Annotated in this window: 14 protein-coding genes; 4 read left to right on the plus strand and 10 right to left on the minus strand. The window is 73.0% G+C overall.

The window, feature by feature from the left end; all coding sequences use genetic code 11:
* The first annotated feature begins 54 nt into the window (after nucleotides 1-54).
* The 3 genes from ABGB18_RS05725 (at nucleotide 55) to ABGB18_RS05735 (ending at nucleotide 4,269) form a co-directional block, all read left to right on the plus strand.
* Nucleotides 55-2,814, plus strand: a complete 2,760-nt coding sequence (locus ABGB18_RS05725) for a DEAD/DEAH box helicase (protein WP_347694260.1) — start codon at nucleotides 55-57, stop codon at nucleotides 2,812-2,814.
* Nucleotides 2,811-4,007: an SWIM zinc finger family protein gene (locus ABGB18_RS05730; RefSeq protein WP_347694261.1), complete on the plus strand. Its 1,197-nt coding sequence runs from the start codon at nucleotides 2,811-2,813 to the stop codon at nucleotides 4,005-4,007. Before ABGB18_RS05725 ends, ABGB18_RS05730 begins: the two co-directional genes overlap by 4 nt.
* Nucleotides 4,008-4,071: 64 nt before the next feature.
* Nucleotides 4,072-4,269: a hypothetical protein gene (locus ABGB18_RS05735; protein ID WP_347694262.1), complete on the plus strand. Its 198-nt coding sequence runs from the start codon at nucleotides 4,072-4,074 to the stop codon at nucleotides 4,267-4,269.
* Nucleotides 4,270-4,381: 112 nt separating this feature from the next.
* Here ABGB18_RS05735 and ABGB18_RS05740 read toward each other — a convergent pair whose 3' ends face one another.
* The 9 genes from ABGB18_RS05740 to thrC form a co-directional block, all read right to left on the minus strand.
* Complete coding sequence (locus ABGB18_RS05740; protein ID WP_347694263.1) at nucleotides 4,382-4,780, minus strand: VOC family protein; 399 nt, start codon at nucleotides 4,778-4,780, stop codon at nucleotides 4,382-4,384.
* A gap of 9 nt (nucleotides 4,781-4,789) precedes the next feature.
* The gene (locus ABGB18_RS05745; RefSeq protein WP_347694264.1) at nucleotides 4,790-5,395 is read right to left on the minus strand and encodes an SRPBCC family protein; all 606 of its coding nucleotides are present in this window, start codon (nucleotides 5,393-5,395) and stop codon (nucleotides 4,790-4,792) included.
* Nucleotides 5,395-5,757, minus strand: coding sequence for a metalloregulator ArsR/SmtB family transcription factor (locus ABGB18_RS05750; RefSeq protein ID WP_347694265.1), 363 nt, complete (start codon nucleotides 5,755-5,757; stop codon nucleotides 5,395-5,397). The genes ABGB18_RS05745 and ABGB18_RS05750 overlap by 1 nt, the downstream gene beginning before the upstream one ends.
* Before the next feature lie 48 nt (nucleotides 5,758-5,805).
* Nucleotides 5,806-6,411: an energy-coupling factor transporter transmembrane protein EcfT gene (locus tag ABGB18_RS05755; RefSeq protein ID WP_347694266.1), complete on the minus strand. Its 606-nt coding sequence runs from the start codon at nucleotides 6,409-6,411 to the stop codon at nucleotides 5,806-5,808.
* Nucleotides 6,408-7,082 carry an ABC transporter ATP-binding protein gene (locus ABGB18_RS05760; RefSeq protein WP_347694267.1) on the minus strand — a complete coding sequence of 225 codons (675 nt, stop codon included), beginning with the start codon at nucleotides 7,080-7,082 and terminating at the stop codon, nucleotides 6,408-6,410. The genes ABGB18_RS05755 and ABGB18_RS05760 overlap by 4 nt, the downstream gene beginning before the upstream one ends.
* The gene (locus ABGB18_RS05765; protein ID WP_347694268.1) at nucleotides 7,079-8,215 is read right to left on the minus strand and encodes a thiolase family protein; all 1,137 of its coding nucleotides are present in this window, start codon (nucleotides 8,213-8,215) and stop codon (nucleotides 7,079-7,081) included. Before ABGB18_RS05765 ends, ABGB18_RS05760 begins: the two co-directional genes overlap by 4 nt.
* A 1-nt stretch (nucleotide 8,216) precedes the next feature.
* A complete protein-coding gene (locus ABGB18_RS05770) occupies nucleotides 8,217-9,578 on the minus strand; it encodes an AMP-binding protein (protein WP_347694269.1) in 1,362 nt (453 codons plus the stop codon).
* Nucleotides 9,579-9,585: 7 nt separating this feature from the next.
* A complete protein-coding gene (locus tag ABGB18_RS05775) occupies nucleotides 9,586-10,194 on the minus strand; it encodes a biotin transporter BioY (RefSeq protein ID WP_347694270.1) in 609 nt (202 codons plus the stop codon).
* A 652-nt stretch (nucleotides 10,195-10,846) separates the two neighbouring features.
* Entirely contained in the window at nucleotides 10,847-11,911 is a 1,065-nt protein-coding gene (gene thrC / locus ABGB18_RS05780; protein WP_347694271.1) for a threonine synthase, read from the minus strand.
* A gap of 65 nt (nucleotides 11,912-11,976) precedes the next feature.
* Between thrC and ABGB18_RS05785 the strand changes: the two genes are divergently transcribed.
* Entirely contained in the window at nucleotides 11,977-12,954 is a 978-nt protein-coding gene (locus ABGB18_RS05785) for a MurR/RpiR family transcriptional regulator (protein WP_347694272.1), read from the plus strand.
* Nucleotides 12,955-13,475: 521 nt separating this feature from the next.
* Here ABGB18_RS05785 and ABGB18_RS05790 read toward each other — a convergent pair.
* The gene (locus ABGB18_RS05790) at nucleotides 13,476-15,122 is read right to left on the minus strand and encodes a serine hydrolase domain-containing protein (protein ID WP_347694273.1); all 1,647 of its coding nucleotides are present in this window, start codon (nucleotides 15,120-15,122) and stop codon (nucleotides 13,476-13,478) included.
* Nucleotides 15,123-15,390 lie beyond the last annotated feature (268 nt).

Here is a 15,390-nt window from a genome sequence, read left to right on the forward strand (position 1 = left end):
CCCGATCGGTGCTGAGGTAAACCACACCCTCCGCGTACCGTACACTGTACGGCCGTGAGGCTCACCACGGATCTGGCCCGGCACCCGGCAGTCTTCCAACCCGGCGACCCGCCCCGGTCCGGGCGCGTGGCCTTCCTCGACCCCGAGGGCGAGGCCGTCGTGACGGTGGCCACCGAGGACGAGGGCACCCGCGAGGCCGCGGCCACCCTTGTCCCGGTGGGCGAGGCGGTGGCGGCGCTGGCCCGGGCGCGCACCGACGCCGCCGCCCATCCGGCGGCGCGTTTCTGGGGCGCGGTGGCCCTCGTGGCGCTGCAGCTCGTCACCCGGGGGCGGGTGCTGCCCGGGGTGACGGCGGGTGAGCACGACGCGTGGCGGGCCGGGCCGCTGGACGCCGCCGACGTCCAGCGCGTACGCGACCTGGCCGACGCCATGCCCGCCACGGCCCGTGCCGTCCCGCTCGACCCCGCCACGGCCGGCGCCGTCCCGCTCAACCCCTCCGGGGCGGCGCCGGACGGGCAGGTGCGGCTGCCCGACGCCGAGCCGCTCGTGCGGGCCTTCCTCGACGCCGTCGCCGACGCCATGCCGCGCTCCCCCGGCGCCGTGCGCGCCACCGGCAGCACCGCCTACGCCGCCGCCAGGCCCGTCAAGGTGCCGCACCTGCGCCGCTGGGCCGAGGAGGTGTCGGCCGGCCTCGACTCCGGCGTACGGCTGTCGCTCCGCCTGGAGGCCGACGACCTGGCCGCCGCCGACTTCCGGGCGATCGTCCAGCTCCACAGCCTGGCCGACCCCTCCCTCGTGGTCGACGCCGCCGATCTGTGGCGCGGGCACGACCCCGGTTTCGGCGCCCGCGCCAGGATCGAGGCGACGCTGGCCGTGCGCCGCGCCGCCCGCGCCTGGCCCGGCCTGGAGCGGCTGCTCGACAGTGCCGTGCCGGACGAGCTCGCCCTCACCGACGGCGACGTCGAAGACCTCCTCGCCGGCGCCGCCGAGCGTCTGGCGGCCGCCGGCGTCGAGGTGCACTGGCCCAAGGCGCTGGTCCGCGGCCTTACTGCCCGGGCCGTCATCGGCGAGCGCGACAGCGCCCCCTCCGACCTGCCCAGATTCCTCGGCGGCCACCACCTGACCAGCTTCGACTGGCAGCTCGCCCTCGGCGGCGAGCGCCTGACCGCCGCCGAGATGGACCGGCTCGCCGAGGCCCACCGCCCCGTCGTCCGGCTGCGCGACCAGTGGGTGCTCATCGACCCCGACCTGGCCCGCAAGGCCCGCCAGCGGGACCTCAAGCCCCTGACCGGGCTCGAAGCCCTGGGCGCCGCCCTGACCGGCACGGTCGAGGTCGACGGCGAGCAGATCGCCGCCGAGCCCACCGACTGGCTGCGCGACCTGCGCGAGCGCCTGACCGACCCCGAGGACGTCGCCCCGCCGCCGGGCCTGGCCGCCACGCTGCGCGACTACCAGCTGGCCGGGCTGCGCTGGCTGGCCCGGATGACCTCGCTCGGACTCGGCGGCTGCCTGGCCGACGACATGGGCCTGGGCAAGACGATCACGCTCATCGCGCTGCACCTGCACCGCACCGGCACGGGCCCGACGCTGGTGGTGTGCCCGGCCTCGCTGCTGGGCAACTGGGAGCGCGAGATCACCCGGTTCGCGCCCGGCGTACCCGTGAGCCGCTACCACGGGACCGGCCGCGCCCTGCCCGACGGGGAGGAGGGGTTCGTGCTCACCACGTACGGCACCATGCGGCTGGACGCGGCCCGGCTGGCCGGCCACCCGTGGGGCCTGCTGGTGGCCGACGAGGCCCAGCACGTCAAGAACCCCGCCTCCGGCACCGCCAAGGCCCTGCGCGACATCCCCGCCGCCGCCCGGGTCGCCCTGACCGGCACCCCCGTGGAGAACAACCTGTCAGAGCTGTGGGCCATCCTCGACTGGACCACGCCCGGTCTGCTGGGCCCGCTCCCCAGGTTCAGGGCACGCTGGGCCAAACCCGTCGAATCCGGCGACAGCCAGGCGGCCGAGCGGCTGGCCCGGCTGGTGGGGCCGTTCCTGCTGCGCCGCCGTAAGAGCGACCCCGGCATCGCGCCCGAGCTGCCGCCCAAGACCGAGACCGACCGGCCGGTCGCGCTCACCACCGAGCAGGCCGGACTGTACGAGGCCGTCGTGCGCGAGATCATGGCCCAGATCGCCGGCGCCCACGGCATGGCCAGGCGTGGCCTCATCGTCAAGCTGCTCACCGGGCTCAAGCAGATCTGCAACCACCCCGCCCAGTACCTGCACGAGAGCATCCCCCGCCTGCCCGGCCGCTCGGGCAAGCTGGAGCTGCTCGACGAGCTCGTCGACACGATCCTCGCCGAGGACGGCGCGGTGCTGGTCTTCACCCAGTACGTCGCCATGGCCCGGCTGCTGGAACGCCACCTGTCCGCCCGGGGCGTGGCCGCCCAGTTGTTGCACGGAGGCACGCCGGTCGCCCGCCGCGAGGAGATGGTCCGGCGCTTCCAGGACGGGCGGGCGCCGGTGTTCCTGCTCTCGCTCAAGGCCGCCGGCACCGGCCTGAACCTCACCCGGGCCGACCACGTCATCCACTACGACCGCTGGTGGAACCCCGCCGTCGAGGACCAGGCCACCGACCGCGCCTACCGCATCGGCCAGACCAGGCCCGTCCAGGTGCACCGCCTGATCACCGAGGGCACGATCGAGGACCGCATCGCCGGCATGCTGGCCGCCAAGCGCACGCTCGCCGACGCCGTGCTCGCCGGCGGCGAGGCCGCACTCACCGAGCTGACCGACGCCGAACTCGCCGCCCTCGTGGAGCTCCGATGACCGCCGCCCGCGGCTTCCCCGCCTTCCCCCCGCAACGCGCCGGCGCCCGCTTCGCCACCTCCTGGTGGGGTGGCGCCTGGGTCAAGGCCATGGAGGACACCTCGCTGGACCACGGCCTGCTGCGCAAGGGCCGCGCGTACGCCAAGACCGGCCAGGTCGGGCCGATCACCGTCAGCCCCGGCCGGATCGCCGCCGTCGCCGAGAGCGAGTACGACACCGTCGTCCGGGTCGAGCAGCTCACCGACGACGCCTGGGAACGCTTCCTCGACCAGGTCGCCGCCAAGGCCGGGCACATCGCCGCGCTGCTGGAGGGCGACATGCCGCACGACCTGGTCGAGGCCGCCGAGGACGCGGCCGTGCCGCTGTTGCCCGCCGTCGGCGACCTGGAGCCGGAATGCTCCTGCCCCGACTGGGGCCACCCCTGCAAGCACGCCGCCGCCCTGTGCTACCAGGTCTCGTGGCTGCTGGACGCCGACCCGTTCGTGCTGCTGCTGATGCGCGGGCGCGGCGAGCGGGAGCTGATCGAGGCGCTGCAGCTCCGCGACGGTCCCGCCGCCTCCACCGCCGCCTCCACCGTCGTCGCCGCGGGGGTGCCCGCCAGGGAGGCGTTCGCGGCCGGGGTGCCGCCGCTGCCCCAGCCGCCGCCGTTCGATGTGCCCTTCACCCCGCCGGCCCTGGGCCCGGACCCCGAGGCGGGCCTGGTGAACGTTGCCGCCCTGGGCGTGCTGGCGGCCTCCGCCGCCTGGCGCGCCCGCGAGCTGCTGCTGCGCGGGCGGCTGCCGGAGCTGACCGAGCACCAGGACCGGGTGCGGCTGGCCGCCGACCACGACCTCGATGCCGGCGGCGAGCCGGGCCTCGACGCCGCCGTCCAGGCCTGGCGGTACGGCGGCGCCGCCGGTCTGGACGTCCTGGAGGCCGCCTGGACCCCGCCCCGCCAGGACCTGGCCAGGGCGCGCGCCCTGCTCGAAGCCGGTTGGGAGGGCGAGGCGCCGCTCACGGTGGAAGCCTGGCGCAACCGCTGGACCCTCGGCGCCCTCCAGCTCCGCTACGGCAGGGACGGCCGCTGGTATCCCTTCACCAAGCGCGACGGTCGCTGGTGGCCGGCCGGCCCGCCCGAACGCGACCCCGCGGCCCTAACCGATCCGGAGGGGTCCAATACCCTGTCTGGATCATCAGTTAAGTACGCACTGTAATCGAATGACTACTCAAAGTAATAATGGAGCCCGGTAGCCATCCACCGAAAGGAAAAAGGACTCCATGAACAACACCCTCAAGGCCCTCGTCCTGGCCGCCTCCGCCGGGCTGGTGCTGGCGGGCCCCGCCGCCAGCGCCCAGACGGCTGTCATGGCCGGCTGCAACGCCAACGTTCTGACGGACGTGGTCTCGGCCAACGTCCCGATCCTGTCGCCCGGCGCCTCCGAGTGCCTGACCAAGGTCAGCAGCACCAAGGCGTGATGCTTGGACCATTAGGGTCTGCCGGCGAAGACGGCGTCTTGGCCGGATACGGTGATGGGCGCCGGCCACGCCAGGCCGGCGCCCATCGTTGTGCTCTGCGGGGCCGCACCGCTCAAGGCAGGTTGAGCTGCCAGGACACGCCGAACCGGTCGGTGACCCAGCCGAACTTCGTGCTGAACCCGTACGAGCCGAGCGGCATCAGCTCCCCGCCGCCCTCGGACAGGGCCGCGTACAGGCGGTCGATGTCGGCCTCCGTGTCGCACGTGACGAACAGCGACATCGACGGGGTGAACGTGAAGGAGTGGCGGGGGTCGCTGTCGAAGCACATGTACTCCTGGCCCGCCAGCAGGAACACGGCCTGCTTGACCTTGCCCTCCACTCCGTCCTCCCCCGGGCCGAAGCGGGTCAGGCTCACGATCTTGGCCTCGTCGAGCAGCGACACGTAGAACGTCATCGCCTCCTCGGCGTCGCCGTTCTGGAACATGAGGAACGTCGAGACTTTCTGGGCCATGGCGGGCTCCTATTCGGGGGCGTAGAAGGCGGTGGTCCGGGCGACGGCGGCGGCGACCTCGTCCGGCGCGCCGCCCGCGGCCTGGTGCGCCTCGCCCCAGGCGCGGCTGCTGGCCGTGATGAACGCCCGGCCCTCCTCGGTCTCGTGGAAGGTGTTCTCGTCGATCGGCGCGCTGCCCGACAGGTGCACGCCCAGGCCCAGCAGGGCCAGGTCCCAGCCCACCCCGGTCGCGCCGGGGCCGAACTGCGACCACATCTCCTCCGGGACGTCGGCGGTGTGGCTCAGCTCGAGCAGGGTGCCATCGCCGTCGGCGGACAGGCGCACCTCCACCTCGGAGAAGCCGGGGTCCGCGCCGAACAGCCACGTGACGCGGAGCAGCTCCGGCGGCTCGCACTGCAGGATCTCGCCGCCGGCGTTGCCCTCAAGCTGGTATTTCCCGCCGACCTTGAGGTCGCCGCTGACCGGCAGGAACCAGCGGGCCAGCCGCTCGGCGTCGGTGCAGGCCTGCCACACGTCCTCGATCTCGGCGTCGTAGCGGCGGCTCAGCACCAGGTGCTTGCGCCTGTCGCCGGACAGCTCACGCCGCGCCCGCGCGATCTCGTCGAGTATGTCCATCAAGTGCCCTTCGGGTCGTCTGTCGGGTCGTCCTGCGCACGGCGCTCGCGCCTGCCCCGGGCCAGCTCGGTGGCCAGCGCGTCCAGCCGCTGGGTCCAGAAGCCGCGGAAGCGCTCCAGCCACTCGTCGACCTCCCGCAACGGCGCCGCCTCCACCGCGTAGAGCCGGCGGGTGCCCTGGGCCCGCACGCTGGCGAACCCGTTGTCTCGCAGCACCCGCAGGTGTTGCGAGACGGCCGGTTGGGAGATCCCGAACTCGCGCTGGATGACGGCGGTGACCTCGCCGGAGCTCTGCTCGCCACCGGCCAGCAGCTCCAGGATCCGCCGCCGGACCGGGTCGCCGAGAACGTCGAATGCGTGCACGTATCACACTCTTTCAGGTAACGCTTATATAAGTCAATCCTGGGATAGTCAGTCGTCGACGCCGCGGGCGCTGAGCGCCTCGCCCAGCGCGTCAGCGTGCCGGAGCGCGGCCACCACCAGCGGAACCGCGAAGGCGCGCAGGCTGCGCTCGACGCCCCTGGCCCGCTGCGCCTCCCTGACCCGGCCGGCCAGCGCCGCCATCACCGGCACGCTGCGCACGGTCAGCGACAGCAGCAGCGACAGCCGGAACGGGTCCAGCCCGACGAACCTGGCCGGCCCAAGACAACGCTCCAGCGTCGCCATCATGGCCGAGGTACGGGTGGTGAGCGTCACCAGCCCGGCCAGCGCCACGGCCAGCACCACGCGCAACGTCGTGGCCGCCGCCCCCGGCAGATCCACGAACGCCCACTGCATCGCGAACAGCGCCACCGCCAGCCAGCGCACCGGCCTGACCTGTGCCCAGGCCGCCGCCATCCCCACCCGCGACAGCGCGTACAGCGCGGCCACCACGACCGCCGCCCCGGCCAGCGCCACCGGCGAGCCCACCAGCACCAGCACCGTGCACGCCACGGCCAGCCCGGCCAGCTTGGCGCCGGCCGGCAGCCGGTGCAGCGGCGAGGTGCCGGGGACGTAGACGCCGTTGAGGCCGTTCACGCCATCAGCCTCCGGTAGTGCCCGATGGCCTCGGCCGGGGCCGCGTCGGCCACGATCCGGCCCTCGTCCAGCACCAGGACCCGGTCGAAGTCCGCCAGCAGCGGCAGGTCGTGGGTGACCACCAGGACCTGCTGCGGCATCTCCCGCAGCAGGGCGGCGACCTGGCGGGAATGGCGCAGGTCCAGCAGCGTGGTCGGCTCGTCCATGACCAGGATGTCCGGCTCCAGCACCATCACCGAGCACAGGGCCAGCAACTGCTTCTGGCCGCCCGACAGGTGGTGGGCGGGGTGGTCGGCGTGGCCGCCCAGGCCGTACCGGTCCAGCACCTCGCCCACGCGCCGCTCGACCTCCTCCCGCGCCAGCCCCCTGCGGCGCAGCGAGAAGGCCACGTCCTCGGCCACCGTCGGCATCACGATCTGCGCGTCCGGGTCGGTGAACAGGAAACCGACCCCGCGCCTGACCCTGGCCGCGTGCCGGCGGGTGTCCAGGCCCAGCACGGTCACGCTGCCCGCGGTGGGCAACGCCAGCCCGTTGACCAGGCGGGCGAGCGTGCTCTTTCCCGAGCCGTTGGCGCCGACCACGCCGATGCGGCGCTCGGGCAGCGAGACGGTGATGCCGCGCAGCACGTCACGCTGCCCGAGCGTCACGTGCACGCCGGCGAACTCGATCACTTCACCACCTCGAACAGTGCCGCCACACCCAGGCCGCCGCCCACCGCGGCCGCTGCCAGGCCGAGCGTTCCCGGCGGCGCGCCCGCCCGTACCAGCCTGGTGAACAGCCTGGTGACCACGACCGCGCCGGTGGCGCCCCACGGATGGCCCAGCGCCAGCGCGCCGCCGTCCGGGGACACCCGCTCCCCGTCGGCGCCCAGCGGGTCGAGCCCGAGTGCGTCGGTCACCGCCAGCACCTGCGCCGCGAACGCCTCCACGATCTCCACGGCCGCGACCCGCCCCAGGTCCACCCCCGCCCGCGCGAGCACCCGCCGCACGGCCGGCACCGGCCCCCACCCGGGCAGCGCCGGGTCGCACCCGACGACCGCCCCGGCCACCAGCCGCATTCCCGGGAGCCCGGCGCGCAGCCGTTCCGGCACGAGGGCCACCGCCGCCGCGCCGTCGCTCACCGGGGAGGAGTTGGCGGCCGTCACCGTACCGCCGGGCACGAACGCCGCGGGCAGCCGGGCCAGCGACGCGGCCCGCAGCGGCCGCGGCCGCTGGTCCTGGGCCCGCCCGCCGACCGCCACGATCTCCGCCGCGAACCGGCCGCCGTCACGGGCCGCCAGCGCTCCGGCGTGGCTGCGGCAGGCGTAGGCGTCCTGCCGCTCCCGGCTGATGCCGCGCGCCGCCGCCAGCGCCTCGGCGGCGGGCCCCATGTCCGGGTCGGGATGCCCGTCCGGCGCGAAGGCCGCCCTCCCGTACGGCTCCGCCGCCCGCCGGTGCGTACGCAGCGGCGCCGTCGAGGCGCTCTCCGCCCCTCCGGCGATCACCAGGTCCATCTCCCCCGCGCGCACCGCCTGCCCGGCCAGCAGGATCGCGGCCAGCCCGCTGCCGCACTGCCGGTCCACGGTGAGGCCCGGCACCTCGTGCCCCAGGCCCGCCGCCAGCGCGGACACCCTGGCCACGTTCCCGCCGGGGCCCATGCAGTTGCCCAGCACCACGTCCTCGACCGGCCGTCCGGCCACGTCGCGGGCCACCGCCTGGATCACCCGCGCGGCCAGCCGATCGACGCTCACGTCCTTGAACGCGTGCCCGGCCGTCCCGATGGGCGTCCGCCGGGCCGCCACGACGACCGGTTCCAGTCCTGTCATGTCAGGCCAGCCGCCGGATGTCCGGGGCGCCGTCCGCCAGCAGGGCCGCCACCAGGGCGCGCGCGGGTTTGCCCGTCTGGGTACGCGGCAGGTTCGGCACCGCGTACCAGCGGCGCGGGCGCTGTGCCACGTCCAGCCCGCCGCGGGCGACCGCCTCCAGCAAGGAGCGCGGCGGTGGCGAGGTGGACTCGACGATCGCCGTCACCACCGAGCCGAGCCGCGGATGCGGCGAGCCCACGACCACGATGTCCCCGACGCCGGGCACCTTCCTGAGCACCTCCTCGACGTCCTCGGGCACGACGGTGGAACCGCCGGTCTGGATCGCGCCGCCGCCCCGGCCGCGCAACCGCAGCACCTCCCCCGCCCGGTACGGCTCGGCCACGTCCCCCACCGTCATCCAGCCGGCGTCGTCCCGCCGCAGCGGCCCGGCCGCCTCCCCCAGGTAGCCCTCGGACAGCCACGGCGAGCGCGCCCACACCTCGCCGAGGCCGGCCGGCCCGCCGCACTCCCTGACCTCGACCTCCACACCGGGGAACGGCCGCAGGCCGCTCCCGTCCACGTCCACGGCCACGAACGACAGCTCGGTGGCGCCGTAGTACGCCACGACGTCCACCCCCGCCCGCGCCGCCGTCGCCCGCGCGTCCGGGGCCAGCGCCGCGCCGCCGACGACGGCCGTGCGCAGCCTCCCCGGCCGGTCGAGCACGTCGGGCAGCCGGTGCGGGACCAGGTGCACGACGGTGGCCTGGCCGAGGTGGGCCGCCAGGGAGCCGGCGGGCCAGCGGCCGGGCAGCAGCGCGGTCGCGCCGACGGCCAGCGTGTGTACGGCGGCGAAGGCGTACAGGGAGGAGACCAGCGGGCCCGGGATCAGGACGGTGTCGTCGGGGCCGATCCCGGTCAGGCCGCTGAGGTGCGGGAAGGAGGCCGTCCAGGAGGCCCGGCTTCGGACCACGGCGCGGGGTCTGCCGGTGCTGCCGGAGCTGAAGCAGGCCCATGCCCGGTCGTCCGGCCGCGGCTCGTACCGCACCGCCGGGCCCGCCGACGCGGAGGGCAGGGGCGTGTTCACGAGCACGTCCACCGGGCCCGCCGCCGCGGTCCAGCGGGCGCGGTCCCAGGCGGGCTCGCCCACCAGCGGCGTCGCCCCGGCCAGATCGGCGGCGAGCACGGCGGTGAGCAGCGCGACCGGGTCCGCCAGGCCCGCCCCGACCAGCGCGCCGGGTCCGGCACCCAGGCCGAGCAGGTGGCGGGCGGCGCCGTGGATGTTCGCGGCGAGCCCGGCATAGGTCAGATCGCCCGCCGGGCCGCGCACCGCCACCCGCCGGGGCCGTTCGGCGGCGTGCCGCATCACGTGTTCCGCTATCGGCATCGCGCGCTCAACGCTCCCCGCCGGCGCGCAACCGCTCCTGGTGCACGGCGGGCACCGCGTCCGGGTAGGCCCGCTGCGTACCCCGGGCCACGAGGGACGCCAGCACCGCCTTGATCGCGTCACCGGGCAGGAAGACCATGCTGAGCAGCGCCGTCTTGCCCAGGGACACCCCGGTCACCGCGGCCTGTACGGGGATGCCGACCAGATAGATCACCCCGATGCCGCCCACCACGCACGCCACCACGAGCCGGACGAGCCCCGGATCGCGGCCCGCCCGCTCGACCAGCCAGCCGGTCACCGCCGCGCCGGGAACCCAGCCGAGCAGGAACCCCGCCGACGGCCCCACCAGCACCCCCAGCCCGCCGCGCCCACCCGACAGCAACGGCAGGCCGGCGGCCACCAGCACGAGCAGCACCGCGACGGCCAGCGCGGCCCGCCACGTGCCGAGGATCGCGCCCGCCAGCATCACGCCCAGCGTCTGCAGCGTGATCGGGACCGCGTTGCCGAGCACGTTCAGCGAGCCCGGCAGTCCGAGCACCGCGATGAGCGCGGCGAACACCGCCACCCTTGCCAGGTCACCCGTGGGGAACCTGCGTCGCTTGCCTTCATCCTTCATGGGCTTGATCTCACACCAGAACCGCCGTGCGCCGACATGTAGGGATTCCACAACATTCAGCGCGATCATCTGCGGCGACGGATACCGCCGCCGGCGGCCGCCGCTGTCTCAACGGGCCGCCAAGAACCCCTCCGCGATCCTATTCCGTCGGGATTTCCGCTGTTCAGCGGGGATGGCCGTGCCGAGCGAGGCGAGCGGGATCGGCCACTTCCGAAGCCGGGACCCCCTCACGGGACACGACCAGCTCTTTGTCGAAGTGATGCAACCGCCGCCCCGGCCGGAACCCGCGAGCGCCCCGAGTCGGGCGGGGCCGTCGAACCGTTCCGTGAAGACGGGCCCGCGCTGGAAGTGCTGTGCCGCATCCTCCCGCCGGACCCCGCCAAGTGATCTCCTCCGATGGCTCGGTGTCAAGTCACCCGCACTCTACTGGCACATCCGAACCAAGCAGGAAGCCCTGCGCACGGTGTCGACGCTGAGCCGGTACGTCAACGCGGAGGGTCCGCCCGTGATGAATGTTGTAGCACAATAATTTTTGTATAAAAGGGAAACCCATGACGCTTCTCGGCGCTCTCCTACGCGCTGACGAACCGAAAGGAAGATCGGCTCTCAACCGCTCATTCCTGCGCTCGGCCTTCTTGCGGGCCACTCCACGTCAGGCGGCCAGGCCCAGGGCGCGGGCCACGTCGGCGGTGGCCGCGGAGGTCTCGGCCGAGGTGTAGCCGTCGCGCAGGGAGGCGTCCAGGTCCTTCAGCCCGTTGCCGCTGAGCGTGATCACGATCCGCAGGCCGGGCTCCAGCGCGCCCCGCGCGTGCCGGTCCAGCAACCCCGCCACCCCGGCCGCCGACGCCGGCTCGGCGAAGACGCCGTCGCGACCGGCCAGCATCCGGTACGCCGCGAAGATCTGCTCGTCACTCACCGCCGCCATCAGCCCGCCGGACTCCTCCCCGGCGGCGACGGCGCCGTCCCAGGTGGCGGGGTTGCCGACGTTGATCGCGCTGGCCGCCGTGCACGGCTCGGCGACGGGCCTGCCATGTACGAGCGGAGCCGCCCCCGCGGCCTGGAACCCCCACATGCGCGGCAGCCGGGTGGCCCGGCCCGCCTCCAGATAGGTACGGTAGCCGCCCCAGGTGGCGGTGATGTTGCCGCCGTTGCCCACCGGCAGGCAGTGCACGTCGGGCGCCTCGCCCAGGGCGTCCACGATCTCGTAGGCGACGGTCCGCTGGCCCGCCAGGCGCAGCTCGTTGCCGACGGAGTTGACCAGGGCGACCGGGTGGTCGGCGGCCAGCTCGCGGGCCACCCGCATGCAGTCGTCGAAGGTGCCGTCGATCTCGACGATGCGGGCGCCGTGGCGTACGGCCTGGCTCAGCTTGCCCAGCGCGATCCGGCCCTTGGGGACCAGCACGGCGGCGCTCACCCCGGCGCGGGCGGCATAGGCGGCGGCCGAGGCGCTGGTGTTGCCGGTGGAGGCGCAGATGACCGTCTCTGCGCCGGATTCGACGGCCAGGCTGAGCGCCACCGTCATCCCGCGGTCCTTGAACGAGCCCGTCGGGTTGGCGCCCTCGACCTTGAGCCAGACGTCGCATCCCGTGGTCGCGGACAGATGGTCCGAGCGCAGGAGCGGGGTGTTGCCCTCGTTGAGGGAGATCGCGGGGGTGTCGGGGGTGACGGGGAGCCAGCGCCGGTAGTCGCTGTTGATCAGACCATGCCAGGTGTTCATATCCTGCACCGTAACATCTGTTCGGTCTAAGTCTGTGCATTGGCACTGGTGTAACATTTGTCATCATGGAGAACGAGCCCATGGAGGCCCGGCTGGCGGCCGTCTATCCCGAGTTGCCGCCTGGTGAGCGGGCGATCGTGCGGGTGCTGCTCGACGACTATCCGTTCGCGGCGCTCGGCTCGCTGCGTGCCCTGGCCGAACGTGCGGGGGTGAGCCCGCCCACGGCCTCGCGGCTGTTCGACCGGCTGGGGTTCGACGGGTTCGCCGAGTTCCAGGCGGCGGTCAGGGACGGGGCGCGGGCACGGTCACGGCTGCACGAGTTCGTCACCCGCCCCTCGGTCTCATCCACCTCCGGTTCCGCCCCGCCGGAAACCGGCGGCGTCGCGGCTCGCTTGCCAGAGGGCGGCGCCGACGGGGCTGGATCGGCAGGTCGCAAGGCTGGCGCGGCCGGATCGGCAGGACGCGACGTCGGCGCGGCCGGCGCTGGTGGGGGCGGCGGTTCGGTGTTGTGGCGGGCCGCCGATGAGTTGCGGGCGGGGCTGGACAGCACCCTGGCGGCCGTCGCCGAGCCGCTGCTGGAGGCCGGGGCGGTGCTGCTGGCCGAGGCCAGGACCCTGTGGGCGCTGGGCGGGCCGTTGAGCGAGCTGGCCGCCGAATACCTGATCCGGCAACTGGCCAGCCTGCGCCCGGGTGCGCACCGGGTGCCGGACTCCGCGCCGGCTCGCGCCCGTACCGTGCTCGATCTGGGGGTGTCCGACGTGGTCGTGGCCTACGACTTCCGGCGCTACGCCGACGACACCGCCCGCTTCGTACACGCTGCCCGTGGCCGGGGCGCGCGGCTGCTGCTCGTCACCGACGCCTGGACCTCGCCGCTGGCCGACCAGGCTGAGATCCTGATCCGCCTCCCCCGCGAGGCGGCCGGCCCGATCGCCCCGCTCGCCCACGAGATCGCCGTCACCGAACTCCTCCTCGTCTCCACGGCCGCCCACCTGTCCCCCGCCCAACGCCTGGCCGACCTCGACGCGCTCACCCAGGCACTTTGACATCCTCCCCGCCCGAAGGACGGGGCGGCAACCACACTCACCCCACCAGGAGGAGGGCGTGTTGGGGTTCACGCGCCTGCCGGTCCACGATCCCGCACGCCGAAGACCGCTGACTCGTGTACGCCGCCCTGACCTTGACCACCCGGCCCGGCGCCTTGTCCTCCAACCGGGCCACCGGCCGCCCCACCCGGCCGCCACACGACCGGCACCATGGAGGCCACGGACTCGTGGCGGATGGCGGCCACCAGGCCATCGTCGTGTTCTTCGGCGCACAACGGCCAGGGCTCTCGGCCGGCCACCTCAGCGGCCCCCGAGAGAGCTGTCCTCGTACGTCGGCATTCCCGCACGCGGATGCAGCCGGAGTGCGTTTCTGCTGAGCGGCTTCCGCTCGGGGAAGAGCACCTCCACAGCCGGCGAACCGCCCCGCGCGGTTTACGGCGCCCTCGCCGCCCACCTCGCGATCAGACACTAGCCCTGCGACAGCCGGTTGCGGCTTGGGCGGACGGCAGCGCGAGGAGCGGCTACTTCTTCGGGAGGCCGACCGCGTTGGCCGCGTCGGCCTCGAAGTATTCCGTCGTGGCGAAGGGGCCGGCGTGCTCCTCGAAGAGGGTTTTGACGCTGTCGACCGAGTCGTGGACGATGACGTTCACCGCTTTGGCCCCGTCGGTGCTGGCCACGGCCAGGGTCCATTCGGCGCCCTTCGGCAGTTGCCCGTAGGCCGCCTTCAGCGCACCCCAGAACCCGCCGTTGTCGGAAATCGTGGAAACCGCCATGACCTGCATTCCTGTGCTCTCCTCTTTTGCTCTCGGATTTACTCGGCAATTGGTGTGGAGGTATTGCGCGACCCCGTCGTGGAAGTCGTAGATGGCGACGGTCTGAGGGTCTTCGAGCGGGCTTGCCGAAGGCATCAGGAAATGCGTCTCACTGATCGGAAGCAGCTCGTACGTGATGCGTTCCGGCTTACCGGTGAGCTGTGCCTCCATGGGATTCACGGTGAAGGCGAGGCGGAGTTCTCCGTCCTCGGCCGACACCGTGTATCGGGAGCCTGGCCGCTCGTAGACGCCCTCGTACCTCGACGGGTCGAGGGACAGGGTCGGGTCGGGTTCCGGCAGGTCCGGGATCGTGGGCGCGCCGAGGCCGGAGAGGATCTCGTTGAACACCTTCTTGTAGAAGCCGTCCCGCGGCCCGGCGTTGGTCAGCAGCACGAGGGCGAGGCCCGAATCCGGCAGGATTCGCAGGCGGGCGCTCTGGCCGACGGTGCTGCCGTCGTGCGCGTAGACGGTCTCGCCGTGCCAGTCGCACACGATGAGACCGAGACCCCACTCCGGCCCGAACGAATACGGATCGGGCACGGGAACGCGCGATTCCATCATCTCGCGAACGGCCTCGGCCGAGACGATTCTGGTGCCGTTCGGCGCCTTGCCGCCATCGAGGAGGACGTGCGCCATCGTGAGCACATCCCGCGCCGTCGAACTGATGTTGCCGCCAGGGCCGAAAGACCGCGGCAAATGGGTCAGTGGTGAGATGACGGGTCCCTCGTCGAGGGAGCGGTTCAGGTGTCCCGTCGCGGCGCGGTGCGGGTCCACCTGGGCGTGCCACGTGCTCGTACCGGTCAGTCCCAGCGGGTCGAAGAGGCGATCCCGCATGATGGCGTCCCACCGTTCGCCGTCGATCACTTCCATGACGCGGGCGAGAATGGCATAACCCAGGGCCGCGCTGTAACCGTGGGTGTGGCCCATGGGATGCGCTTGAGGCGCGCCGGCGATGTTCGCGACCATGCGCTCATACACGTCGTCGCCTTGGCCGGGATCGCCGTAGGCCTCCTCTATGCCGTTCGTGTGGTTCAGGAGATGGCGAGGCGTGACGTTCGCACTGACCTCGGGGTCGGCGACTTGGAAACCGGGAAGATAGGTCCGTACCGGCTCGTCCAGGCCGGCTTTTCCCTCGTCGACAAGTTGCATGAAGGCGAGGGCGGTCCAGGTCTTGGTCATGGAACCGCACTGGTAAATGGTGTCGGCCGTCGTGGGCTCGCGGGTCGCCGCGTTCTTGACGCCGACGGCGAAGTCGGTGATCTCCCCGTCATGGAGGATCCCGATCGCGGCGCTTGGGATCTGGTATTCGGCGAGGAGTTCGGAGACCCGCGCCCGGGTTCGCGTTACATCTAACATCGACATGTCCTTTCCAGGCCAGGAAAGGCTACGTTGCGTTTCTTATGTAGTCAACGAAAAGTGCATGGATATGGCCAGGTAGCAGCGGATCGTTGCAACGGCATTGCCGGTAAATGCAATTCACGCCACTTGTCGTTGCAATGAAGTTTTCTCAGCAGGCAAACCGGGTGATAGCGATCGGATGACCATGGATGTGGAGGTGTCGTCGATCGCCTGACAAGAGCATGGAGCCCTCGATAGAAGCGGATGTGCGACCATCCGTGCTCAC

The sequence above is a fragment of the Nonomuraea sp. B12E4 genome, from assembly GCF_039871825.1.
Lineage (GTDB): Bacteria > Actinomycetota > Actinomycetes > Streptosporangiales > Streptosporangiaceae > Nonomuraea.